Below are 21,742 nucleotides of genomic sequence, written 5' to 3'. Positions count from 1 at the left end.
AAGCCGTGTGATTGACGCTCCGCCGGGAAGCGGCTAGCAGGGGGCACCGCATGGCCGCTTGTGTTCCCGCGCGAGGTTCAGGCCCCTTTTTCCGATCACGATCGAGCATTCCATGACCAGTTATCCCCTGTCTCTCGACGGCTATACCGACATTCCCAACGACAAGGTGGCCTATGTGGTCACGTATCTGGAAATGACGCAGGCTCCCGAGGAGGGTGCGACGGCACGCGGCGACGTGACCCTGGAGCGCTGGACCAGCGTCGATCCGGCCGAATACAAGGCGCTCTATCGGGAGATCGGCGAGACCTGGCTGTGGTTCTCCCGCCTGCGCATGAGCGAGGACAAGCTGGTCGAGATCCTGGGCCGTCCGGGGACCGAGCTTTACGTTCCCATGCGCGATGGCAAGCGGCTCGGCATGCTGGAGATCGATGTGTCCAATCCCCATTCGGTGGAGATCGTCTTCTTCGGTCTGGTTCCCGAGGCGGTGGGCGGTGGTCTCGGCCGCTGGCTGATGCAGAGCGGGCTGGACATGGTCTGGGCGCGCCCGGACACCCGGCGCGTCTGGCTGCACACCTGCACCGGCGACAGCCCGGCAGCGATCCACTTCTATCAGGCCTGCGGCTTCAAGCCCTACAAGCGGGCCATCGAGGTTGCCGACGATCCGCGGGCGACCGGCCTGATGCCAGCCCATCTCGGCCGCCACGTTCCCTATCTGGGCTGAGGCCTGCCGGCTCAGCCGGGACGGCCGACCCTTTCCGGAAAGGCGCGGGTGATGGCGTCCCGGTTGGCGTCGATCACGCCGCGTTCGGTGATCAGGCCCGTTACAAGGCGGGCCGGGGTGACGTCATGGGCGGGATTGGCCACCAGACGGGTGCCTGACGCCGGGACCACGCTGATGATCTCGCCTCCCTCGCCGATGACGCGGGTGACTTCCTCGCCGGGGCGTTCCTCGAAGATGAAGGAGCCGGGGCCGTCTTCCAGCCGGAAGTCGATGCCGGAAGAGGGGGAGGCGACGAGGAAGGGGATGCCGCAGTCCCGCGCGGCAAGAGCGGTCCCATAGGTGCCGATCCTCGCGCAGACGTCGCCATCGGAGGTGATGGCCTCGGCTCCGGCCAGAACCATGTCGATGTGCCCCTGCTGCATGAGATGAGGGGCAGCGTTGTCGGCGATGATCGTGTGGGCTACCCCGTGCTCCGCCAGTTCCCAGGCGAGCAGTTTCGAGCCATCGAGCAGGGGGCGGGTCTCGGCCACCCAGACATGCACCGGCAGACCGCCATCGTGGCAGAGATAGACCGCAGCGGAGACCGGGCCGAGATCGATGCCCGTCAGCCAGCCCGCATCGCCGCGCAGGAGAATGTTCACCGTCTGGCCGCGGCGGCGCTCCGTGGCCGCCTCGCCGATCGCCTGGAGCCCGTTCATGCCGATGGTCAAGGTGCTGGCGATCTCGTCATCGCAGAGCTGGCCCGCGAGAATAAAGGCTGCCCGCTCGCGCAGGCCCGGCTCCAGAGGTCCGAGGCGCTGGCGCATCATGTCGAGGGCCATGCGCAGGCTGGCGGCCGTCGGCCGTGCCTGGCGCAGGGTGCCGCAGGCTTCCTCAAGGGCGGTGTAGTCGGGATCCTTGCGCATGGCGAGCGCCACCCCATAGGCGGCGGCGACCGCGCAGAGCACCGGTCCGCGCAGGGCGCGTCCTCGAATGGCGGCGGCCACCTGTTCCACCGTTTCGAGGCGAACCGTCACCAGCTCCCGGGGCAGGCGGCGCTGATCGACGATGCGCAGCGCCCAGCCGTCTTCCTCCAGCATGAGGCTTCGCAGTTTCTGGCCCCTGACGAGCATGCGTGTCTCCTTGCGCCCGGGTGTCGTTGCCGGATCCGGCCGGCGGGCAATGCGCGGGCAGTCTGCCCACAATAGATCTGGAAAGATTTAAGGGATTATCCTAATCTTCATTAACCATTCGTGCCGGAAAGCCGGTGGATTAGGGGAGTTCGGGCCGGGGCTGCGGCTGCGTCACGGTCAAGAGTTGGTTAACACTCCTGTTGCGGGTCGGGAAGATTCCCGATGCGTTCCTGGATTCGCCTGGTGCTTCTGCCCCGATGCAGGTGTGCCCGGCCAAAGATCCGAAGGTGCGATCCGCAGTGCCAGCCCTTCCAGCCTCCGAACTCAGTCAAGGAGCCGACATGAGCATGTCTGAAATGCCGGACAACATCGTGCCCCATGCCAGGGTGCGCTCCCTGCGGGACGCCATCCGCAAGGTGCAGCTGGGGGAAGTGGAACGGTCGGACGTGGTGGTTGAACTGCAGGACGCGGAAAAGGCCCGGCTGGAGCTTCTGGCGGAAGAGATGCAGGACGTCTTCCGGGAGATCCCGGATGACGATGACCAGTTCACCCTGCAGATCGCGACGGGCTCCACGGCCCGGTTCTGGGTCGACGTCACGAGCCATGTGGTGATGGGCGGCGACCGCAAGACCTATCGCTTCGTCAAGGACACCCGCCTGGGGCGCATGGTCGTTCTGGAAACCGCCAGCGTCGACGACATGGCGGATTGCCTGACCGAATATATTGCCGAACGCATTCTCGAGCGGGAAAAGGCCATCGAGGGCGACTGGCTCAATGCCCGGCTGCGTCAGGCCAATGCAGGCGCGCCACGCCGCAGCCTGCACAAGGGCCGGGGCTCGAGCTGGCTGGCACTTTCCGCCACCTTCCTGATCGGCCTGCTGATGGGCGTGCTCGGTCTCTTTGCCTATGCGTGGTTCGCCAACCCGCTCTGAAGCCCTGTCGGCCTCTCGATCCGCAGGCCGCCCGCGGGCGGCCGGTCAGGCGTGCGAGGATCCGGGGATGGGCAGGCGGGTCTGGTCGATGCGCTGAAGCGGCGCGGCGGCGGTGGTGAAGCCGCGTTCTTCCAGATCGCATTGCCAGCGCCCGGCGTCGTCACGGACAATCGAAAACAGATTGTAGCGCGCGCCGGGCTTCTTGCCGCCAGGCGCATTGGTGGCCGAGGGCACGCCGATCACCGGCACAGGTCCGTCCGGGCCCTCGATGGTCGCGCGACTGTCGATATGGGTGTGGCCGTGGAGGATCAGCTCCGCCCCGGCGCGCCGGATCACCGCGCGTACGCGGGACGCGTCGGACAGGCGCTTGTGCCAGTGGGTGGCGTGTCGGAAGGGCGGGTGATGGATCATCACCACCCGGAACAGGCCTTCCCGCCCGAGTGTTTCCAGGGTCTCGCGCAGACGGCGGGCCTGCTTGCTGCCTACCCGGCCGGTGGCAAACCACGGGCCGGAGGCGCGAGCAGTGGAAACGCCCACAATCGCCACGTCGCCACGCCGGCGCACATAGGGAAATCGCAGATCGTCCGTGAAGCCTGCGTCCGCTGCACTGCCATCGTCGCGCTCGGCAGCGCGCGCATCCTCGATGCGGTCGTCGCCGACCATGTAGGGCCGCCAGGCCTCGCGCGCCTTCTTCAGGGCGCCGGGGACATAGGCATCATGATTGCCGGGCACGACGGAGACCCAATCATCGTCGCCGATGCTGTCCAGCCAGTCGCGGGCGCCGCTGATCTCGAGCGGCAGGGCGATGTTCACCAGGTCTCCGGTGATGGCGACGTGGTCAGGCGTCTGGGCCTTCATGTCGGCGATCAGCTGGTCGAGGGTGGTCCCCTTCATATCCGTCGAGCGGTTCCGCTTCCAGTTCAGGTATCCCAGGATGCGCTTGGAGAAGAGCTGGAGCAACTTGGGATCGGGAAGGGGGCCGAGATGGGGATCGGACAGATGGGCAAGCTTGAACATGGGCGCATCTTCAAACGAAAAGGCGCCGCGTCAAGATAAATCGCGGCGCCTTTCGGCAGTCTCGGGAGATTCTTGGGGGTCTGCCCTGGGGGCGGACCTGGGACTTTCAGTTTCCGGCGAAGGTCGTCAGAGTTGCGATGACGCGCGGATTGCTGAAGTCTACGGCCGGCTTCCACTGGAAGCGGCTCGGGCGACGACGGGTGAAGAACATCTTCAACATGGTATGACTCGATCGTTTTTTGTCGTGCACAGGTGTCAGGGTCAACGGGTGCGATCCCGCCGTGAGCGTCACGCGCGGTCGCAAGGGCAGGACACCTGCTTGAACTTTTCAATGCTGTCTCCGGGGATCCGGCACGGCGCTCCACTTGAGCGGGGGATCCGTGAGGAAGATACTGTTCCTCCAGGAGACGGCCGGAAGATACGTCTTCGCGCATGAGTTGAGGAGTGCTGATTCCGATGAGCAGCCATGCGTTGGCGGATGGGGTGGCATGCTGTTGGGGCATGCGTAAATTTTGAGCAGAAAAGCGATGGTTAATACAAGGTTTCTGGCACGATGCCTCTCTGTTCTGCCTAAATCATGGGCGCAGTCGCTGGTGCATTGTGGCGTTCTTCTGTGCAGCGGGCACACGGTGGGAGTACGCGTCATGGTGGTCGACCGGGACGCGGGGACCATCCATCTGGTGCGCCACACCTATCTCTCCGGGTGGTATCTGCCGGGCGGCGGCGTGGATCCGGGGGAGCGTCTGGACGAGGCGGCACGCAGGGAGGTGCGCGAAGAGCTTGGCGTGGAAGCGTTCGGTGCCATGCGGCTCATCGGGTTTCATCTCAACCGGAAGGGGCTGGGGCGCGATCAGGTCGGCCTGTTCCTGCTGACAGACTGGGCGCCGGGCGCTGGATATCTCGTGCCCAACGGAGAGATCGCGGAGGCGGGTGTGTTTCCGATGACGGATCTGCCTGAGGATGTTACCCGCGCCACGCGGGCGCGGATCGAGGCCTATCTGGCTGCCCCTGACGGAGCGGCGCTGGAGGATGGCGCAGCGCTCGGCTACTGGGATCAGGACTGACCGGTTGGGGACGGCGAGGCGGCAGGCGCCCCGTCGCGGTGTTCCGTCGGGCTTGGCCGGGATCCGACCCTCAGAGGTGGTCTCGGCCGTGCGGGGCATCCAGATCGAGCGCCGGTCCCACCGGGATCACGCCGGTCGGATTGATCGTGCCATGCGATCCGTAATAATGGGTCTTGATCACCTCCAGCTCCACGGTCCCGGCGATCCCCGGCATCTGGTAGAGCTCGCGCAGATAGCCCGAGAGGTTCGGATAGTCGGCGATGCGGCGGATGTTGCACTTGAAGTGGCCGACATAAACCGGATCGAATCGGATCAGGGTGGTGAAGAGGCGCCAGTCGGCCTCGGTCAGCCGGTCGCCGACCAGATAGCGCCGGGTCGACAGGCGGTCTTCCAGATCGTCGAGCGTGTCGAAGAGAGCGGTCACGGCCTCTTCATAGGCGTCCTGCTTTGTTGCGAAGCCGGCCTTGTACACGCCATTGTTCACCGTGTGATAGACACGTTCGTTGATCTCGTCGATCTCCTCGCGCAGCTCCTGCGGCGACAGGTCAAGGGTCGAGCCGGTGAGGGCGTCGAAGGCCCCGTTGAACATGCGGATGATTTCCGCGCTCTCGTTGGAGACGATCGTGCCGGTCTTCTTGTCCCACAGAACGGGGACGGTGGCGCGCCCCGTATAGTCGGGTTTTGCCGCGCGATAGATCTGCCAGAGATAGTCCGCGCCATTGACCGGGTCAGGGGTCGCAAATTCCCAGCCGTTCTCGAGCATCAGGGGCTCCACGGCCGTCACGGGAATGAGATCCTCCAGCCCCTTCATCTTGCGGAAGATGAGGGTGCGATGGGCCCAGGGGCACGCGAAGGAGACATAGAGGTGATATCGGTCGGCCTCTGCAGCGAAGCCGCCTTGACCGCTCGGGCCGGGGCTGCCGTCGGCGGTCACCCAGTTGCGGAAGGCAGCGTCTTCGCGCTTGAACTTGCCGCCCGTCTTGCTGGTGTCATACCACTTGTCCTGCCACTGGCCGTCGACCAGAAGTCCCATGGGAGTCTCCCTTTTCTGTCGGATCGTCGTCTGTCCGCCGCCGAAAGGGCGACCGTCCGGTTCTCTTTAAGCAACTCTTCTCATCAGATAGACGTTCCCCTGGCGAGGACAATCGCCTGAATGCAGTGTTCACCTCATGTGGACAGTGGCGGGCGATGCCTGCCGCAGAAGCGCGGCCGGAAAGCGCTTTACCTTTCGGATCAGGCCTGCTATCGGCAAGGAACAGGGCCCGCACAGCTTGAGGCCCGCGACAAGGTGAAACCGCATGGCTCTGGCTGTCACGCTGCGACGACGAAGCATCCGACGAGAAGTCTCTCGTCTGACTGCGCGCGCGTGACCGGAGCTGCTTCCCCGAAGATGAAGGATTGAGGGAACCCGTGTCAGGCGCAAGATCCCCTTGCTTGACAGGACCCTCTCCCATGAAGCCTTCCAACTGGTTCGTTCGTCTCGAAGAAGCTGCCGATGAGGCCGCTGTTGAAGCCATGCAGGCGGAAGCCTTTGGCCCCGGCCGCTATGCCCGGACCGCCTTCAAGGTGCGCGAAGGCTTTCCCCATTCCGCAGATCTGAGCCTGATCGGCATGACCGGCGACCGGATCGCCGGCTCCGTGCGGCTGACCCCCATCCTCATCGGCGACACGCCGGCGCAACTGCTCGGGCCGCTCACCGTGGATCCGGTCTACAAGAACCGGGGCCTCGGCAAGCTGCTCCTGGCAACGGTGGAGGACATGGCACGGGCGCAGGGCGAAACCGCCATCCTTCTCGTAGGCGATGCGCCCTATTACGGTCCCTCCGGCTACAAGCCCGTGCCCTTTGGCAAGATCGCCCTGCCGGGGCCGGTCGATCCGGCGCGTCTGCTGATCCTGCAGCTCACCGACGCCCCCATGCCGGAAGGCGCCGTGCGCGGCGCCCTGCGCTGAGGCAGGGCCGCCTCAGCGGCCTTCCCGGTACCACATGACGGACAGGACGCCGATCAGCAGTGCCAATCCCAGAAGACCGGAGAGCAGCGGCAGCCGGTTGACCCCGTTCAGCACGCTGGCCTCGCTCTGGCGCAGGCCAATCCAGCCGTTTCCGGCATATCTTGCGGCGTCGCGCAGGGCCGAGATCCGGGGCAGGTCCAGATCCCCGTTCACATCAAGAAGGCGCATGGACGCGCCGCCCGTCTGTTCGGCCAGGGGCGCGAGCTTCTCGGTGGTGGACAGCACGTCCTGCAGTTCCTTGGGGTTCTGCGGTCCGATATGGATGAGCGCCGTCCGGTCCCCTTCCTTCACCGTGTAGAGCCCGATTTCCTCCGGGCGCCATTCCGCCCGCCACAGTCCGGGCTCGGCTTCGGAGAGGATCACCTCTTCCTCGCGCCCGGACGGGGTCGTCAGGCGGGCCGGGGAGACGCTTTCACCCAGGGTCTGGCGTTCGATGTCGAGCAGGGGGCCACGTTGGGAGAGGCGCAGGGCCTCTTCTTCCAGATCCGGTTCCTGCATCAGCCAGTGGGCGAGACGGCGCAGCATCTGGACGTGCGGTCCGCCGCCCTCGTAGCCGCGCGCCCAGAGCCAGACATGATCGGATAGGAGCAGGGCCACACGGCCTTCGCCCTCGCGGTTGAGCACCAGCAACGGCTTGTCCTCGGGGCCGGTCATGAGTGCCTGACCCGCATTGAGCTCGGTGTCGACCAGACGGAACCAGCGGCTCCAGGCGGGCGGCTCGGTCTGGGAGCCGGGCAGGCCACGGGTCACCGGATGGCGCTTGCCGATCTCCGCCAGCTCGGGGTGGAAGGGGGTTTCCAGGATCAGCCCGGTGGGCTCTGCCGGCAGGATCGGGGCGAGCGGCGTGCGGTAGAGCGAGCCGCCTTCCGCATAATCGGGGCCTCCTGCCACCAGAACAGCGCCACCGGCCTCCACATAGCGGGCGATATTGTCGAAATAGATCGAGGGCAGCACGCCGCGCCGCTCGTAGCGGTCGAAGATGATGAGGTCGAACTCGTCGATCTTGACCGAGAAGAGCTCCCGGGTGGGGAAGGCGATCAGGGACAGCTGGTTGATCGGCGTGCCGTCCTGCTTCTCGGGCGGCCGCAGGATGGTGAAATGCACCAGATCGACGGAGGCATCCGACTTCAGCAGGTTGCGCCAGGTACGCTCGCCGGCGTGGGGCGAGCCGGAAACCAGCAGAACGCGCAGGTTCTCGCGGATGCCGTCGATGGTGACCACGGCGCGATTGTTCAGGGGCGTGAGTTCGCCCGGGAGCGGACTGGCGTCCAGCTCGAAGATGTTGTCGCCGCCATGGGCGATTTCCAGCGGGATCTCGATCCTCTCGCCGACGCGCAAGGTCCGGGTGGACAGGCGCACGCCGTCGCGGCGGATCTCGACCTCCACCGCTGCGCCGGGTCTTGCACCGGCTCCAGCGTCGCGGATTTCCAGCTCGACCGACTGCTCCGATCCGACGAGGCCGAAACGCGGCGTGCGGTGGAGGATCAGGCGCCGGTCAACCTCGGTGGCGCGTCCGGTGATCAGGCCGTGAACGGGAGCCTCGAAGCCGAGGGCGGCAGCCTTGTCCGGAATGTCGTGGATCTGCCCGTCGGTGACGAGCAGCGCGCCGCCCACCCGTTCGGGCGGAACATCGGACAGACCATTGGCCAGCGCCCTGAACAGTTCGCTGCCATTGCCCGATCCGTCGTTGCGCACCTCGATGCGCCGGACCTCGAAGCCGGGGAGGGTTTCCAGGCGGGCGGCAATCTGGTCGACGGCGGTGGCGGTCGTCGCCTCGCGCCCATCGAAACTCTGGCTCTGGGTCGCGTCGGTCACGAGGGCGACGACGCTGGTCAGCGGCTCGCGGTCTTCCTGTTCGATCGCCGGATTGGCAAGCGCGGCGACAAGCAGGCCCATGGCCAGCGCCCGCAGCGGCCAGCCGCGCAGGCCCATGAGAGCGGAGATTCCGGTGACCAGTGCCATGGCCACGGCGCAGGCGGCCAGGGCCCAGAGCGGCAGGAGAGGATCGAAGGCGAGCGACCAGGTCATGGATGTGCCACGCGTCCTTTCGTCATTGGCCCAGCCTTTCCAGCAGGTCCGGAATGTGGACCTGATCGGCCTTGTAGTTGCCGGTCAGGGTGTACATCACGATGTTGATCCCGGCCCGATAGGCATATTCCCGTTGCAGCGGATCGTCGGGCACAGTGGGCAGCAAGGGGCGCCCCTCCCGGTCCATGGCCCAGGCGGCTGCCATGTCGTTGCCGGTGATGAGGATGGGCGAGACCCCGTCGCCGCCACGCACGGGGCGGCCTTCGGCGGCGCCTTCGAGGCTCTCCACCCAGAGCGGGCTGGTGCCATAGCGGCCGGGGAAACTGTCGAGCAGGTAGAAGGACTTGGTGAGGACGTGATCGGTCGGCACGGGCTCGAGCGCCGGAATGTCCAGCCCGTCGAGGATCTCGCGCAGCTTCAGGGTTGCGGGCGAGGCGCCAAGAGATGTGCTGCTGGCCAGGTGATCGCGGGTGTCGAAGAGGATCGTGCCGCCGTTGCGCATGAAGGTGTCGACCCGCGACATGGTGGCCGCATCGGGCTTGGCCAGCGCCGGGTCGACGGGCCAGTAGAGCAGGGAGAAGAAGGCCAGCTCGTCGCGTGCCAGATCGACGCCCATGGGCAGCCCGGGTTCGAGGGCGGTGCGGTCTGCAAGATACTGGCTGAGGCCGAAGAGCCCGGCATCGCTGATGTCATCGAGTTCCGGGCTGCCGGTGCGGACATAGGCGAGGCGGGTCTTGAGGCTCGCCTCAAGGGCGCGCAGGTCGTCGGACGTCTCCTGAGCCAGGGCGTCGCCGTGAGGAATGAGCGCGGTGCCTGCGAGGGCAAGCGCGAGGGCCACGGAGGCAATGCGGCCCGGGCGCCGCAGGCGGCGGGTCAGACGGCTGACGCCTCCGCCCAGCAGGATTACGGCCAGCCCATCCAGCAGGATCAGGGCGAAGGCGAGCAGGAAGGCAAGGGTGCGCAAGTCGGTGCTCTCCTGCGAGGGATAGGCAAGGCCTTCGACCCGGGCGCCGAGCGGTTCGAGATCGAGACGGGTCAGGCTCGCATCCGGGGACAGCAGGTTGAGGGCGCGGAAGCCATCCTCGCTGCCATAGAGCCCGGGCGGGGTGCTGCGCGTGGCGCGGGTGGCGGCAAAGCGGTCGGCGAGGATCGGCGCGATATCTGCAGGCGGGGTGGTGAAGGCGCCCTGACCGTCGAGCAGCCGCAAGGGCGGCAGCACATTGGCTTCTTCGGTCGTGGCCGCAGACGCATCGGTGGCATCGGCGCTGCGGGCGCTGTCGGCGGCGGCAAAGGCGTTGGAGACGGAGAGCACCCGGCGCAGCATGTCCACGAAGGAGCCCGAAAGCGGCAGGTTGGACCAGGCGCTGTCGGCGGTGACGTGGAAGAGTACGAGAGAGCCGCGCCCGACGGCGCGGGCCGTCACGAGCGGCGTGCCGTCTTCCAGCATGGCCCAGGTGCGCTCGGACAGGGTCGGCGAGGGCTCGGCCAGAACCTGACGGCTGACGGTGACTTCGGGCGGCACGGCGATGCCGGCGAAGGGGCTTTCGGGTGCGAAGGGCGCCAGGTGCTGGGGTTGTTTCCACGACAGGGCGCCGCCGAGGGTGCGGTCGCCGTTGCGCAGGGTCACCGGGATGAGCGCATCGGTGCCACCGGCCGTGCGCGGCCCGGCAAAGCGCAGCAGCGTCCCGCCATTGCGCACCCACTGGTCGAGACGCTCCACCACCGGTTCCGGCAAGCGGCCGACATCTGCAAGTACGAGCACGGCGATGCCCTGGTCCAGCAGCTCGGGGATGGCCTGATCCATGTCGCCTGCCCGGGGCAGGCGCAGATCGGAGAAGGGGGAGAGGGCGCGCTGCAGATAATAGAGCGGCGACAGAAGCGGCTGGTCTTGATCGCCGGACTGGCCGGACACGAGCCCGACCATGCGCCGACGCCAGCTGTCATCGACGAGCTGCACGGCGCCGGCCGCCCGTTCCTGGGCGATTTCCACCCGGGCGATGTCGTTGCGCAATTCACTCGGCAGGTCAAAGGCGGCCACGGTTTCGCTTGAGCCATCCGCGAAGGTGATCGCGTGCTCGGCAAGCACCAGACCTTTCAGATCCAGAGCGCGGATCTGCGCCGTCTGGCGGGCCGTGTCCGGATGGCGCAGCACGGTGACGGTCAGGGCCTCGGCATTGTTGGCCAGACCCTTGAGGCCGAGCGGTACATCGAGCCCGGTGTAGATGCGCAAGGGGACCGGGCTAGCCAGATCGGCAAGGGCGCGGGCAAAGCCGGTGCCCGGGTCCCTGTCGGGAGAGGCGCCAGCAGCGTCTGCGGCCTCTGCGGCAGGGCCGGCGGAACGAACGGCGTGATCGGTGCCGTCCGACAGCCACACAACCGCGCCGGGGCGCTGTCGGGTGGTTGCCTCGCGCAGACCGGCGATGAGGTCATCGCGTTCGGGCGCCCAGGGACGGGGCTGAAGCGCGCGCAGGTGTTCGCGGGCCTCGGCGGCCGACGTCGGCTCGAGCGCCTGGGCCGGTCCATCGGCGGTGGCGCCGAGCATCACGGTCCGGCCCGAACGTTCGGCCTCGGCCAGAAGGGTGTCGGCCAGAGCGACCTGTCTGTCCCATGCGCCCGCACTGGTCCAGCCGTTGTCGAGGACCAGAAGCACGGGACCGTCCCCGTCATCGGGGAGGCCGCGGGTGGGCTGCCAGATCGGGCCCGCCAGCGCGAGGATCACGAGGGCAGCGAGGCACAGGCGCAGCAGGGTGAGCCACCACGGGCTTCGGCTCGGCATCTCCTCGTGGCGGAAGATGTCGAGCAGGAGACGCAGGGGCGGGAAGGTGATTTCCTGCGGGCGCGGAGGGGTCAGGCGCAGAAGCCACCAGATGGCCGGAAGGCTTGCGAGCGCCAGAAGCATCCAGGGACTGGCGAAGGCGAGCGGCAGAGACCCGATCATGTGCCACCTCCGGCGGACATCGCCTGGCCTGTTCCCGAGAGTGCTGCGTGCAGCACCAGCAGCGGGGCGGTCGGGGCCTGATCCGTGTGATGGAGCGTGTAGGTCCATCCCGCCCGGCGGGCCAGGTCGCGGATCTGCGCCTTGTGACGGGCGAGCCGCTCCTGATAGGCCTCGCGCCAGGCCTCGGCGCGGCCGGCGGTCAGGGTTTCACCGGTTTCGGGGTCGCGGAACTCGACACGGCCGCCGAAGGGGAATGTCTCTTCCACCGGATCGAGGATCTGAACGATGTGGCCGCGCGCTCCGGTTCCTGCAATCTTTGTGACCCAGTCGTGCAGGTCATCCACCGGATCGAGAAGATCCGCGAAGAGGACCACGTCGGAGAAGCGGCGAATGCCGGAGGCTTCAGGATAGGACCGGGGGGCGCCTTGATCTCGGGCAGCCGGCAGATGAGCAAGGGCGGAGGCCAGACGTTCGGCGGCGCGCCGATCTGCCAGGGGGCGGGTGATGCCGGGCAGCCCCACCCGCTCGCCGGAGGCAGCCAGCATGTCGGCCAGCGCCAGCAGCAGGACGATGGCGCGATCCCGCTTCGTCACGGGGGCGAGACGCGAGGAAAAGGCCATTGAGGGGGTCAGGTCGGCCCAGAGCCAGACCGTATGGGCGGCTTCCCACTCCTGTTCGCGCACATAGAGATGATCGTCGCGGGCGGAACGGCGCCAGTCGATCCGCAGGGCCGGCTCGCCCATGGTGAAGGGGCGGAACTGCCAGAAGCTCTCGCCCGGGCCCGAGCGGCGGCGCCCGTGCCAGCCGGAGGTCACCGACGCCGAGATATGACTTGCCGCCACCAGCAGGTCGGGCAGGGCTTCGGCCAGACCGCGCGCCTCGCCGAGGACAAGCGGAACCGATCCCGTCTCGAGGGGCGGCGCGGTCATCGTCACCGCGGGGTCCTGGCCTGTGGGCTCCTTCGACGCCATGTGGGGCGGCACTCCTGTCCGGCCGGGGTCAGGCCAGGGTTTCCTTGACGCGGCGAATGACGTCGCGAACGGTGTAGCCGTCGGCCCGGGCGGCAAAGGTCAGCGCCATGCGGTGCTGCAACACCGGTTCGGCGAGCGCCAGCACATCATCGAGGGAGGGGGCAAGACGCCCTTCCACCAGAGCGCGGGCGCGCACGGTCAGCATCAGGGCCTGGCTGGCGCGGGGGCCAGGGCCCCAGGCAATCAGTTTCTTCAGGCTGTCGTCGCCGTCGCGCTCGTCGGGGCGGGCGCCGCGCACCAGCTTGAGGATGGAATCGATCACCTTTTCTCCAACAGGCATCTGACGCACCAGCTGCTGATATTTCACCAGCTCGTCCGGGCTCATGGCCGTCTGCGGGGTTGCCTGACGGGCCCCGGTCGTCTCGAGCAGGATGCGGCGTTCGGCCTCCAGATCGGGGTAGTGCACATCGATCTGCATGAGGAAGCGGTCAAGCTGGGCCTCGGGCAGGGGATAGGTGCCCTCCTGTTCCAGCGGGTTCTGGGTGGCCAGCACGTGGAAGGGGCGCGGCAGGTCGTGGGACTGGCCGGCGATGGTCACGTGATATTCCTGCATGGCCTGCAACAGGGCCGACTGGGTGCGCGGGCTCGCCCGGTTGATTTCGTCGGCCATCAGCAGCTGGGAGAAGACGGGTCCGCGCAGGAAGCGGAAGGCGCGGGTTCCGTCTGCCGCCTGCTCCATCACCTCGGAGCCGAGAATGTCGGAAGGCAGCAGGTCCGGGGTGAACTGGATGCGCTGGGCGTGCAGGCCGAGCACCGTGCCCAGGGTCTCCACCAGCTTGGTCTTGGCAAGGCCCGGCACACCAACGAGAAGCCCGTGCCCGCCTGCCAGCACGGTCACCAGCGTCTGGAGCACCACTTTCTCCTGGCCGAAGATGATGCGCGAGACGTCGGACCGGGCGGCGGTGATGCGCGCGACTGCCGTTTCCGCCAGCGCGGCGATGGCTTCGAGTTCGGCCTCGGAGGGAGTGGCGGGAGGAGACGTGACGATGCTCATTCTTCACCTGCGCTTGGGGTGGTCCGCCGGGAGCGACGGACACGGAACGAAAGGGACCTGGGCGTCGCGGCAGACCGATCAGGGGTCCGCGCGCCACCGGTTCGGCACAGTGTGCCATCGCATCTTTGACATGCCGATAAGAAACGCCGGTCTTCGAACCGGATCCTCCGGATCTGTCGCTGAGCCACAGCATCGAGGCCATATCTGGCCAAATCATGTTCGCTGCAGACGAGTTTGGCAGGTCTGCGACATCGGGATAAGTCCGAAAATTTGTCCATGTGTCGCAAGGGAAGGTCGAAAGGCCACGAATTGCAGGGCCTTGCTTGATTTGGGGGGCTCCGGGACGACATAAAGGGGAACGAGATTTCCCAAGGAGGACCGGGTGACACAGACGCTTCAGACGCCGCTGCCGGAGGGACTGGCCGAGCTGATGCGCCGGGCGGATCCGCTTTCGCGCGGGATTCCGCCGGTGGAGCGGTGGAACCCGCCCTTCTGCGGCGATCTGGACATGCGAATCGACAGCCAGGGCCGGTGGTTCTACATGGGCACCCCCATCGGGCGGGAAAAGCTGGTGAAGCTCTTCGCCTCGGTCCTGCTGAAGGGCGAGGATGGCTCTCACTATCTCGTGACCCCTGTGGAAAAGGTCCGTATCCAGGTGGAGGACGCGCCCTTCCTGGCCGTTGAACTGCATGCGCAGGGGGACGGGCGCGACCAGCTGCTGACCTTCCGCACCAATGTCGGCGACGTGGTCGAGGCGGGGCCGGACCATGCGGTGAGCTTTACGCTGGAGGACGAGACCGACGGGCTGAAGCCCTATGTGCTGGTGCGGGGCCGTCTGCTGGCCAAGCTGTCCCGGCCGCTGCTCTATCAGCTGGCGGATCTCTTCGACGAGGCCGAGGTGGAGGGAACCTTGCGCAGCGGCGTGTGGAGCGGCGGACAGTTCTTCCCACTTCCCGAGGGGATGCAGGCAACGTGAGAGACCCGGCCACATCTCCGCTCGGCAATCCGGATCCGGGCGTGTCCTTCGCTGCCGGATATGCGGATTTCCGCGCCCGCTTCCTGGATCGCGCGCCCTTGCGGCTCGAACGGGAGACCGGCGACCACGTGTTCAATCCGGATCTGCCGCCCTATGCCATGTGGGAGGGGCCGCCCCGGGACGCCGCCGTGCTGATCCCCCTGCGCCAGTTGCGCGGCGAGGCGCATGTCATTCTCACCCAGCGCACGCCGCACCTGCGCTCTCATGCCGGTCAGATCGCCTTTCCCGGTGGGAAGATCGATGCGGAGGATGCCGGTCCGCGGGCGGCTGCCCTGCGCGAGGCACACGAAGAGATCGGCCTGTCGCCGCAGGCGGTCTCCATTCTGGGCGATCTGGCCCCCTATCACACGGGCTCGGGATACCGGATCGTGCCGGTGGTGGCGGAGGTGGCGGTGGATGCTGTCCTTGTCGCCAATCCGGCGGAAGTGGCCGACGTCTTCGAGGTGCCGCTGCCCTTTCTCATGGACCCGGCCAATCATCGCAAGCAGAGCCGTTCCTGGCAGGGGCGCGAACGCTTCTTCTACGAAATGCCATACGGCGAACGCTATATCTGGGGGGTGACCGCCGGCATTCTCCGTTCTCTCTTCGAAACGGTCTATGGCTGATGCTCAGGGTCATTCTCACACATCTCGTCCTGTTTCTGCTGCCCTTCCTCGGCTACGGGCTCTGGCTCTGGGTGACCCGGAAGGCGAGCGCCGACCGGGCCTGGCGTGACGGGCCGATGCTCTATCTGTCGCTGGCAGGCGCGCTGCTCGTGGTTCTGAGCCTGGTCTTCTTCGCCAGTTTCGAGAAGGGGCAGGTGGATCGGGATTATCAGCCGTCGCGCATGGAAAACGGCCGCTTCGTTCCCGGCGGGTTCCGGTGAATGACCCGCTCTTCCGCGTTCGACTGGATCCTTGCGCCTGATCTCCAGGCCGTGTTCGACCTGCTGCTTCAGGATGGGGACGAGGCCCGGGTCGTGGGTGGTGCCGTGCGCAACAGCCTGCTTGGCGAAAAGGTCGATGACATCGACATTGCCACCACGGCCGAACCCTCGGTGGTGATGGAGCGGGCGAAACGCGTCGGGGTCCGGGCGATCGGAACGGGCCTCGAGCATGGCACGGTCACGCTCGTCGGCGACGGGCGGGCCTTCGAGGTCACGACCCTGCGTGCGGATGTGGAGACCTTCGGCCGCAAGGCGGTGGTGCGGTTCGGCCGCGACTGGGAAGAGGATGCGCGCCGGCGGGACTTCACCCTCAACGCGCTCTATCTCGACCGGACCGGCAAACTGATTGATCCGCTTGGCGGGCTCGAGGATTGCCTGGCCCGGCGGGTGATCTTCATCGGCGACCCGGATCTCCGCATTCGCGAGGACTATCTTCGCATCCTGCGCTTCTACCGCTTTCATGCCACCTATGGCGCCGGAACCCCGGACCCGGAGGGGAGAGCCGCCTGCCTGCGCGAGAAGGAGGGGCTGAAGCATCTCTCCGCCGAGCGCATTGCCAAGGAACTGCTGAAGCTGGTGGCCGCGAAGGGCGCAGCAGACAGTCTGGCGGTCATGCAGGAGGACGGTCTTCTCGAGCTGCTTCTTCCGGGGGGCGCGAATGTGCAAGCGGTCGCCCGACTTCAAGGACTTGCCGCCGAGGGCACGCTGGCGCGGGTTGCGCCTGCGGTTGCCCTTGCCGTGCTGGTCGATGGCGGCGAAGCGCAGCTTGCAGCGGTTGCGGACCGGCTCAAGCTCTCCAATGCGCTGCGGGAGCGCATGGTGGGAGCGCATCGTGCCGTGGCGCTGTGGGACGATCTGCGCCGGGATCGGCCGGAGGTTGATCTTCTCCGCGTGCTGCGCCGGATGGCCTTCGACCTTGGGCTCGAGGCAACCGGGGACGGGCTTGCCCTCGTGCTGGTTCGTGCAGGCGAGGCGGACGCGCAGGCCATCGAGGACGCAAGGCGGGGGCTTGGCGCGTTGACGGGCGTTTCCGTTCCGGTCTTCCCGCTCGCCGGACGGGATCTGATGGCGGCAGGATTGCCTGCCGGTCCTGCGCTGGGGGTTGCTCTCAAGCGGCTGCAGGCAGTGTGGATCGACAGTGATTTTCAGGCAGATCGCGCGGCCCTGCTGGCGGTGCTGGGCACGGGCACGCCGGAATGACACCCGCGCCAGAGGTCAAATGCGCGAACCTGACGCAAGGATATCTTCAGATTCTCGTCCTAGCCTGAAACGGTTCGACCGCCGTCTCCGGTGGTCGCGTGCGAGGGCTTCCGGCGGACATGAAACCGATCGTCGTGGTGACCCAGACCGAAGCACATCTGCCGCCCAGCTTGCAGGACCTGCAGTTGCTTTATCGGGTCGAGAGAGTTTCCTTCGAGGAGATCACGCCAGCGCGGCTGGCTGAAAGCTCCCTTGGCCTCATCAGCATGGCCCGGGTCGAGCGTGAACACGCCGACCGACTGAAGGCGGTGCTTGAGGCCGAACCGGGCATTCGTTGCATCGGCATGGTGTCGCCGGAGCGGCGTCAGGAGACGGTGCAGGCTCAGGCCCTTGGGCTGGCCGACCTCTGGGATCGGGACGAGCCGGCCTCCCTTGCGGTGGGCAAGATCCGCCGACTTCTCGGCACCTATGGGGTGCCCGCCCTTGCAGACGATATCCCGGAAGCCACCCGTGTCGGTGTTCTCGAGGCCTGCGAGGCCTTCGAAACGGCGGTGATGAGCACGGTCGTCGGCGAGGCTTTGCCGCTGGGCAGCTGCAATCGCGCGGTGTCGGCGATCATGTCCGCCCTGAAGGTGGATGGCCTGACGGTGTGGCTCTCTACCGTCCAGAACCACCACAGTCCCACATTCTGTCATTCGCTGATGGTGACCGGGCTCGTGCTGCAATTCGTCGATGTTCTGGGGGTGACGGAGCGCGACAGTGTCCAGATGGGCATCGGCGCGATGCTGCATGATCTGGGCAAGGTGAAGCTGCCGCTGGCGGTCCTGGACAAGCCTGTGGAACAACTCAGCGAGGAAGAGCGGAACCTGATCGCCCTGCATCCTGAATATGCGGATGTGATCCTGAAGGGGCAGCCCGCCGTGCCAGCCATCGTCCGCAACATGATGGTCGCCCATCATGAATATCTCGATGGAACCGGCTATCCCATGGGGCTGATGGGAGACGAGATCTCCGCCTGTCTGCGGATCCTCTCCATCTGCAATCTCTATGCGGGGATGATCGATCGCTATCGCAACGATCACCCGTCGTCGCCGCGTCAGGCCTTTGCGACCCTCTTCGGCATGGGGCGCAAGCTGGATGCGGATCTGCTGGCCCTGTTCCGTGAAGTGGTGCTCGACCGGGAAACGGTGGCACCGCGTCCCGGCCGCATGGACATGCCGCGGCTGATCAACTGACCGGCAAGGGCCTCCGGCTCATGGCCACTTCACCACCGGCGGCATGGACGACAGGATCGAGGCGACATTGCCGCCGGTCTTCAGGCCGAAGATCGTGCCGCGGTCGAAGAGCAGATTGTATTCCACGTAACGCCCGCGCCGGATGAGCTGTTCCTCGCGCTCGGCCTCGGTCCACGGCTTGCGGAAGTTTGCCCGCACCAGCTCGGGATAGATGCCGAGGAAGGCGCGGCCGACGTCCTGGGTGAAGGCGAAGTCCGCGTCCCATTCTCCAGAATGCAGATAGTCGTAGAAGATCCCGCCGATGCCGCGCGGCTCGTTGCGGTGCGGCAGGAAGAAATACTCGTCGCACCAGGCCTTGTAGCCGTCATAGTCGGCGACCGCATGGGCCTCGCAGGCCCCGCGCATGGCCGCATGGAAGGCCTGCGTGTCCGGGTCCTCCTGGGTGCGGCGGGCGTCCAGAACCGGGGTCAGGTCGGCGCCACCGCCGAACCACTGGCGGGTGGTCACAACCATGCGCGTGTTCATGTGCACGGCCGGCACATGCGGGTTCTGGGGATGGGCGATGAGGCTGATGCCGGAGGCCCAGAAACGCGGGTCTTCTGCCGCCCCGGGGATCTGGCCCCGAAACTCCGGCGAGAACTCGCCGTGAACGGTGGAGACATGAACCCCGACCTTCTCGAAGACCCGGCCATGCATCATCGACATGACGCCGCCGCCGCCCTTGGCACCGGTGCTGTCCGTGCGCTCCCAGGGGGTGCGGACGAAGCGGCCGGCCGTTTGGTCGGAGAGTGGGCCGTTCCCGGTTGCGATCTCGTCCTCGAGCGTTTCGAAGGCCGCGCAGATCTGATCGCGCAGGTTGGCGAACCAGACCGTCGCCGTGGTCTTCTTGGTCTCGATATCGGCAGGCACCGGGCCGCCGCGGGTGGACTTGTCGTTCTGGCTCATGAAACGTTGCCTGTGGTTTCCGGCTTTCGGGATCGTCAAGCCTTTTACGGAACTTGGCGGCGGGTGACCAGCCCCGCCGCGCGACGGGTCACCCGGGAAAGGCCGATGTCTGGCGCAGGGCTTCCCCCAGAACCATGGCGCCCGCGATCGCCACATTGAGGGAGCGTGTCTCCGGGCGCATGGGAACGGTGATGCGCGCATCCGCGCCATCGTGGACCGCTTCTGGCACGCCCGAGCTCTCTCGGCCCAGCATCAGGAGGTCGTCGGTACGAAAGGTAAAGTCCGTGTAGGGCAGATCGGATCGGGTGGTCAGCAGCACCAGACGTCGCCCTTCGCTCAGCCGCCAGGCCTCGAAATGGGCATGGCTCATGTGGCGCACGAGGGCGGCCTGGTCGAGATAGTCCATGCCGGCCCGCTTCAGGCCCTTGTCGGAGAGAGGGAAGCCGGCGGGTTCGATCAGGTGCACGGTGCGTCCGAGACAGGCGGACAGGCGCAGGAGCGTTCCGGTGTTCTGGGGAATATCCGGCTGATACAGGACGAGATGGGGCACGATCCGGGTTCCTTTCTGGCGTGAGGGGCAGGTCGCACGGGTCTGCGCGGAATGCAAGCGCGTCGACTCAGGCTATGGTCTGGCGACCCGTCGCCTCGCGTGCCGCCCTGCGGGGCCTTTTCGCATCCTGAGCGACCGATGATCGGAGCCTGTCGCGTGTTTTTGCCCTTCCGAATGTTCGAGCGCTGGATCGCGCCCTTTTCTTCCGCCGGTTCGGCGCCTGAAGGTGGGGGCACGCTGGCACTTGTGGTGCATTTCGTCCGGCAGGCGCGCTGGCCCTTTGCGCTGATGCTCGTGCTGGGCGGCGCCATGGCCGGGGTCGAGGCCAGCCTCTATGTGCTGGTGGGGGATATTGTCGACCGGCTGGAGGGCGTGCCGCGGGCAACGTTCCTGGCGCAGACCTGGCCCATTCTTGCGGCCATGGCAGCCTTCGTCATCGTGGCGCGGACGCTCACCAACAGCCTGTCGGCCCTTGTCGAAGAACAGGCGGTGGTGCCGCATTTCTTCAATCTGGTGCGCTGGCAGTCCCACAAGCGGGTCATGACCCAGAGCCTCGGGTTCTTCCACGAGGATTTCTCCGGGCGTCTGGCGCAGAAGGTGATGCAGAGCGGCTTTGCACTGGGCGACTTCATGGTCAACCTGCTGCAGACCGTCTGGTACATTCTGGTCTATGCCCTGAGCACGCTGGTGCTGCTCGGCCAGCTCAGCCCGGTGCTCGGACTGGTGGTCGCTGTCTGGCTCGCGAGCTTTGCGGTGCTTGCCCGGTATTTCGTTCCCCGGGTGCGACAGGCGGCGCGCGAGATGGCCAATGGGCAATCCCGGATCAGCGGGCATCTGGTCGACACCTACACCAACATCCAGACGGTCAAGCTCTTCGGCGAGGAGGGGGTGGAGGACGCGGCGACGCAGGCCATCTTCCGCTCCGGCATCGAGAAGACCCGCGCCTTCACCCGGTTGCTGACCTCCGTGCGCAGCGCGATGGCGCTGCTGAGCAGCGTGATGATGGTGCTGATTGCCGCGATGGCTCTGGTGGCCTGGCAGGATGGGGGGCTGAGCACGGGGGATGTGGCCTTCACCCTCGGTCTCGTGCTGCGGCTCAATCTCCTGCTCAACCGGTTGTTCGGTCAGCTCAATGGCCTTTTCCGCAACATCGGCACCTTCCAGGACAGCATGGACACGGTCCTGCAGCCGGTCGCGGTCACCGATGCAGCGGATGCGGCCGATCTTGAGGTGGCGCAGGGCCGGATCGATTTCTCCCGTCTGAGCTTTCACTATGGCAAGGGAAGCGGCGTGCTTGAGGGGCTGGACCTGAGCATCGCGCCGGGCGAGCGCGTCGGTCTTGTCGGGCCGTCGGGCGCGGGCAAGTCGACGCTCGTCAGTCTGCTGCTGCGGTTCCACGATGCGGAAGCCGGCTCGGTGCGGATCGACGGGGTGGACGTGCGCCAAGTCACCCAGGAGAGCCTGCGCCGGCAGATCGGCATGGTGACCCAGGACACGTCCCTGCTGCATCGCTCGATCCGCGACAACATTCTCTACGGGCGGCCGGGGGCGAGCGAGGCGGAGATGATCGAGGCCGCGCGCCGGGCGCACGCCCTCGATTTCATCGAGGGACTTTCGGACAAGCAGGGGCGGCGCGGGTTCGACGCACGGGTGGGCGAGCGCGGGGTGAAGCTCTCCGGCGGGCAGCGCCAGCGCATCGCCATTGCCCGGGTGCTGCTGAAGAACGCCCCGATCCTCGTGCTGGACGAGGCGACCTCCGCCCTGGACTCGGAGGTCGAGGCGGCGATCCAGGACAATCTGCTGGAGCTGATGCAGGGCAAGACGGTGATCGCCATTGCCCATCGCCTGTCCACCATCTCACGGCTCGACCGGCTGGTGGTGATGGACCGGGGCCGGATCGTGCAATCGGGGACGCATGAGGCCCTGTTGCGGCAGCCTGACGGGCTCTATGCGCGGCTTTGGGAGCGGCAGTCCGGCGGATTTCTGGCCGAGGGGTGATCTGGC

General features: G+C 66.7%; 19 protein-coding genes. 10 read left to right on the top strand and 9 right to left on the bottom strand.

Going from position 1 to position 21,742, the window contains the following annotated elements; genetic code table 11:
* Positions 1-112 precede the first annotated feature (112 nt).
* On the top strand, positions 113-721 hold the full coding sequence (locus FR728_RS11575; protein WP_149892807.1) for a GNAT family N-acetyltransferase: 609 nt from the start codon (positions 113-115) through the stop codon (positions 719-721).
* A gap of 11 nt (positions 722-732) precedes the next feature.
* On the opposite strand, the gene FR728_RS11570 is transcribed toward FR728_RS11575, so the two are convergent.
* Positions 733-1,833 carry a s-methyl-5-thioribose-1-phosphate isomerase gene (locus tag FR728_RS11570; RefSeq protein WP_149892806.1) on the bottom strand — a complete coding sequence of 367 codons (1,101 nt, stop codon included), beginning with the start codon at positions 1,831-1,833 and terminating at the stop codon, positions 733-735.
* Positions 1,834-2,174: 341 nt separating this feature from the next.
* On the opposite strand from FR728_RS11570, the gene FR728_RS11565 reads away from it, so the two are divergent.
* A complete protein-coding gene (locus FR728_RS11565) occupies positions 2,175-2,765 on the top strand; it encodes a hypothetical protein (protein ID WP_208998782.1) in 591 nt (196 codons plus the stop codon).
* 45 nt (positions 2,766-2,810) lie between these two features.
* Here FR728_RS11565 and FR728_RS11560 read toward each other — a convergent pair whose 3' ends face one another.
* Positions 2,811-3,782: a metallophosphoesterase family protein gene (locus FR728_RS11560; protein ID WP_149892805.1), complete on the bottom strand. Its 972-nt coding sequence runs from the start codon at positions 3,780-3,782 to the stop codon at positions 2,811-2,813.
* Positions 3,783-4,375: 593 nt separating this feature from the next.
* Here FR728_RS11560 and FR728_RS11555 point away from each other — a divergent pair.
* Entirely contained in the window at positions 4,376-4,846 is a 471-nt protein-coding gene (locus tag FR728_RS11555) for an NUDIX domain-containing protein (RefSeq protein WP_280115341.1), read from the top strand.
* Positions 4,847-4,916: 70 nt separating this feature from the next.
* Here FR728_RS11555 and FR728_RS11550 read toward each other — a convergent pair whose 3' ends face one another.
* On the bottom strand, positions 4,917-5,879 hold the full coding sequence (locus FR728_RS11550; protein ID WP_149892803.1) for a glutathione S-transferase family protein: 963 nt from the start codon (positions 5,877-5,879) through the stop codon (positions 4,917-4,919).
* Positions 5,880-6,298: 419 nt separating this feature from the next.
* On the opposite strand from FR728_RS11550, the gene FR728_RS11545 reads away from it, so the two are divergent.
* On the top strand, positions 6,299-6,796 hold the full coding sequence (locus tag FR728_RS11545; protein WP_149892802.1) for a GNAT family N-acetyltransferase: 498 nt from the start codon (positions 6,299-6,301) through the stop codon (positions 6,794-6,796).
* Between the two features lie 12 nt (positions 6,797-6,808).
* On the opposite strand, the gene FR728_RS11540 is transcribed toward FR728_RS11545, so the two are convergent.
* From FR728_RS11540 to FR728_RS11525, 4 genes are all read right to left on the bottom strand, one after another.
* Positions 6,809-8,884: a hypothetical protein gene (locus FR728_RS11540; protein WP_149892801.1), complete on the bottom strand. Its 2,076-nt coding sequence runs from the start codon at positions 8,882-8,884 to the stop codon at positions 6,809-6,811.
* Positions 8,885-8,906: 22 nt separating this feature from the next.
* Entirely contained in the window at positions 8,907-11,822 is a 2,916-nt protein-coding gene (locus FR728_RS11535) for a DUF4159 domain-containing protein (RefSeq protein ID WP_188318882.1), read from the bottom strand.
* Positions 11,819-12,751, bottom strand: a complete 933-nt coding sequence (locus tag FR728_RS11530) for a DUF58 domain-containing protein (protein WP_149892800.1) — start codon at positions 12,749-12,751, stop codon at positions 11,819-11,821. Before FR728_RS11530 ends, FR728_RS11535 begins: the two co-directional genes overlap by 4 nt.
* Before the next feature lie 70 nt (positions 12,752-12,821).
* Positions 12,822-13,847 carry an AAA family ATPase gene (locus tag FR728_RS11525; protein WP_149892799.1) on the bottom strand — a complete coding sequence of 342 codons (1,026 nt, stop codon included), beginning with the start codon at positions 13,845-13,847 and terminating at the stop codon, positions 12,822-12,824.
* Between the two features lie 430 nt (positions 13,848-14,277).
* Between FR728_RS11525 and FR728_RS11520 the strand changes: the two genes are divergently transcribed.
* From FR728_RS11520 to FR728_RS11500, 5 genes are all read left to right on the top strand, one after another.
* On the top strand, positions 14,278-14,823 hold the full coding sequence (locus FR728_RS11520; protein ID WP_149893120.1) for a DUF1285 domain-containing protein: 546 nt from the start codon (positions 14,278-14,280) through the stop codon (positions 14,821-14,823).
* A 41-nt stretch (positions 14,824-14,864) separates the two neighbouring features.
* Complete coding sequence (locus FR728_RS11515) at positions 14,865-15,488, top strand: CoA pyrophosphatase (RefSeq protein ID WP_377176033.1); 624 nt, start codon at positions 14,865-14,867, stop codon at positions 15,486-15,488.
* Positions 15,488-15,748 carry a DUF6111 family protein gene (locus FR728_RS11510; protein ID WP_149892798.1) on the top strand — a complete coding sequence of 87 codons (261 nt, stop codon included), beginning with the start codon at positions 15,488-15,490 and terminating at the stop codon, positions 15,746-15,748. The genes FR728_RS11515 and FR728_RS11510 overlap by 1 nt, the downstream gene beginning before the upstream one ends.
* Positions 15,749-17,008, top strand: coding sequence for a CCA tRNA nucleotidyltransferase (locus FR728_RS11505; protein ID WP_149892797.1), 1,260 nt, complete (start codon positions 15,749-15,751; stop codon positions 17,006-17,008).
* Between the two features lie 119 nt (positions 17,009-17,127).
* Entirely contained in the window at positions 17,128-18,243 is a 1,116-nt protein-coding gene (locus tag FR728_RS11500) for an HD-GYP domain-containing protein (RefSeq protein WP_149892796.1), read from the top strand.
* Between the two features lie 18 nt (positions 18,244-18,261).
* On the opposite strand, the gene hemF is transcribed toward FR728_RS11500, so the two are convergent.
* Complete coding sequence (gene hemF, locus FR728_RS11495) at positions 18,262-19,188, bottom strand: oxygen-dependent coproporphyrinogen oxidase (protein ID WP_149892795.1); 927 nt, start codon at positions 19,186-19,188, stop codon at positions 18,262-18,264.
* Between the two features lie 88 nt (positions 19,189-19,276).
* Positions 19,277-19,738: a tRNA (cytidine(34)-2'-O)-methyltransferase gene (locus tag FR728_RS11490; RefSeq protein WP_149892794.1), complete on the bottom strand. Its 462-nt coding sequence runs from the start codon at positions 19,736-19,738 to the stop codon at positions 19,277-19,279.
* 156 nt (positions 19,739-19,894) lie between these two features.
* Here FR728_RS11490 and FR728_RS11485 point away from each other — a divergent pair, with 156 nt between their 5' ends.
* Complete coding sequence (locus FR728_RS11485) at positions 19,895-21,736, top strand: ABC transporter ATP-binding protein (RefSeq protein WP_341872932.1); 1,842 nt, start codon at positions 19,895-19,897, stop codon at positions 21,734-21,736.
* Positions 21,737-21,742 lie beyond the last annotated feature (6 nt).

Source organism: Roseibium aestuarii (genome assembly GCF_008477545.1).
Classification (GTDB): domain Bacteria; phylum Pseudomonadota; class Alphaproteobacteria; order Rhizobiales; family Stappiaceae; genus Roseibium; species Roseibium aestuarii.
The sequence above is the reverse complement of the archived record's forward strand: the minus strand, read 5'-3'. Positions and strand labels throughout refer to the sequence as shown.

Coding starts and splice junctions, on each gene's coding strand:
- FR728_RS11560 (WP_149892805.1), bottom strand. CDS start 3,782: ATGTTCAAGCTTGCCCATCTGTCCGATCCCCATCTCGGCCCCCTTCCC.
- FR728_RS11535 (WP_188318882.1), bottom strand. CDS start 11,822: ATGATCGGGTCTCTGCCGCTCGCCTTCGCCAGTCCCTGGATGCTTCTG.
- FR728_RS11570 (WP_149892806.1), bottom strand. CDS start 1,833: ATGCTCGTCAGGGGCCAGAAACTGCGAAGCCTCATGCTGGAGGAAGAC.
- FR728_RS11545 (WP_149892802.1), top strand. CDS start 6,299: ATGAAGCCTTCCAACTGGTTCGTTCGTCTCGAAGAAGCTGCCGATGAG.
- FR728_RS11575 (WP_149892807.1), top strand. CDS start 113: ATGACCAGTTATCCCCTGTCTCTCGACGGCTATACCGACATTCCCAAC.
- FR728_RS11550 (WP_149892803.1), bottom strand. CDS start 5,879: ATGGGACTTCTGGTCGACGGCCAGTGGCAGGACAAGTGGTATGACACC.
- FR728_RS11510 (WP_149892798.1), top strand. CDS start 15,488: ATGCTCAGGGTCATTCTCACACATCTCGTCCTGTTTCTGCTGCCCTTC.
- FR728_RS11530 (WP_149892800.1), bottom strand. CDS start 12,751: ATGACCGCGCCGCCCCTCGAGACGGGATCGGTTCCGCTTGTCCTCGGC.
- FR728_RS11525 (WP_149892799.1), bottom strand. CDS start 13,847: ATGAGCATCGTCACGTCTCCTCCCGCCACTCCCTCCGAGGCCGAACTC.
- FR728_RS11520 (WP_149893120.1), top strand. CDS start 14,278: ATGCGCCGGGCGGATCCGCTTTCGCGCGGGATTCCGCCGGTGGAGCGG.
- hemF (WP_149892795.1), bottom strand. CDS start 19,188: ATGAGCCAGAACGACAAGTCCACCCGCGGCGGCCCGGTGCCTGCCGAT.
- FR728_RS11500 (WP_149892796.1), top strand. CDS start 17,128: ATGAAACCGATCGTCGTGGTGACCCAGACCGAAGCACATCTGCCGCCC.
- FR728_RS11565 (WP_208998782.1), top strand. CDS start 2,175: ATGAGCATGTCTGAAATGCCGGACAACATCGTGCCCCATGCCAGGGTG.
- FR728_RS11505 (WP_149892797.1), top strand. CDS start 15,749: ATGACCCGCTCTTCCGCGTTCGACTGGATCCTTGCGCCTGATCTCCAG.
- FR728_RS11540 (WP_149892801.1), bottom strand. CDS start 8,884: ATGACCTGGTCGCTCGCCTTCGATCCTCTCCTGCCGCTCTGGGCCCTG.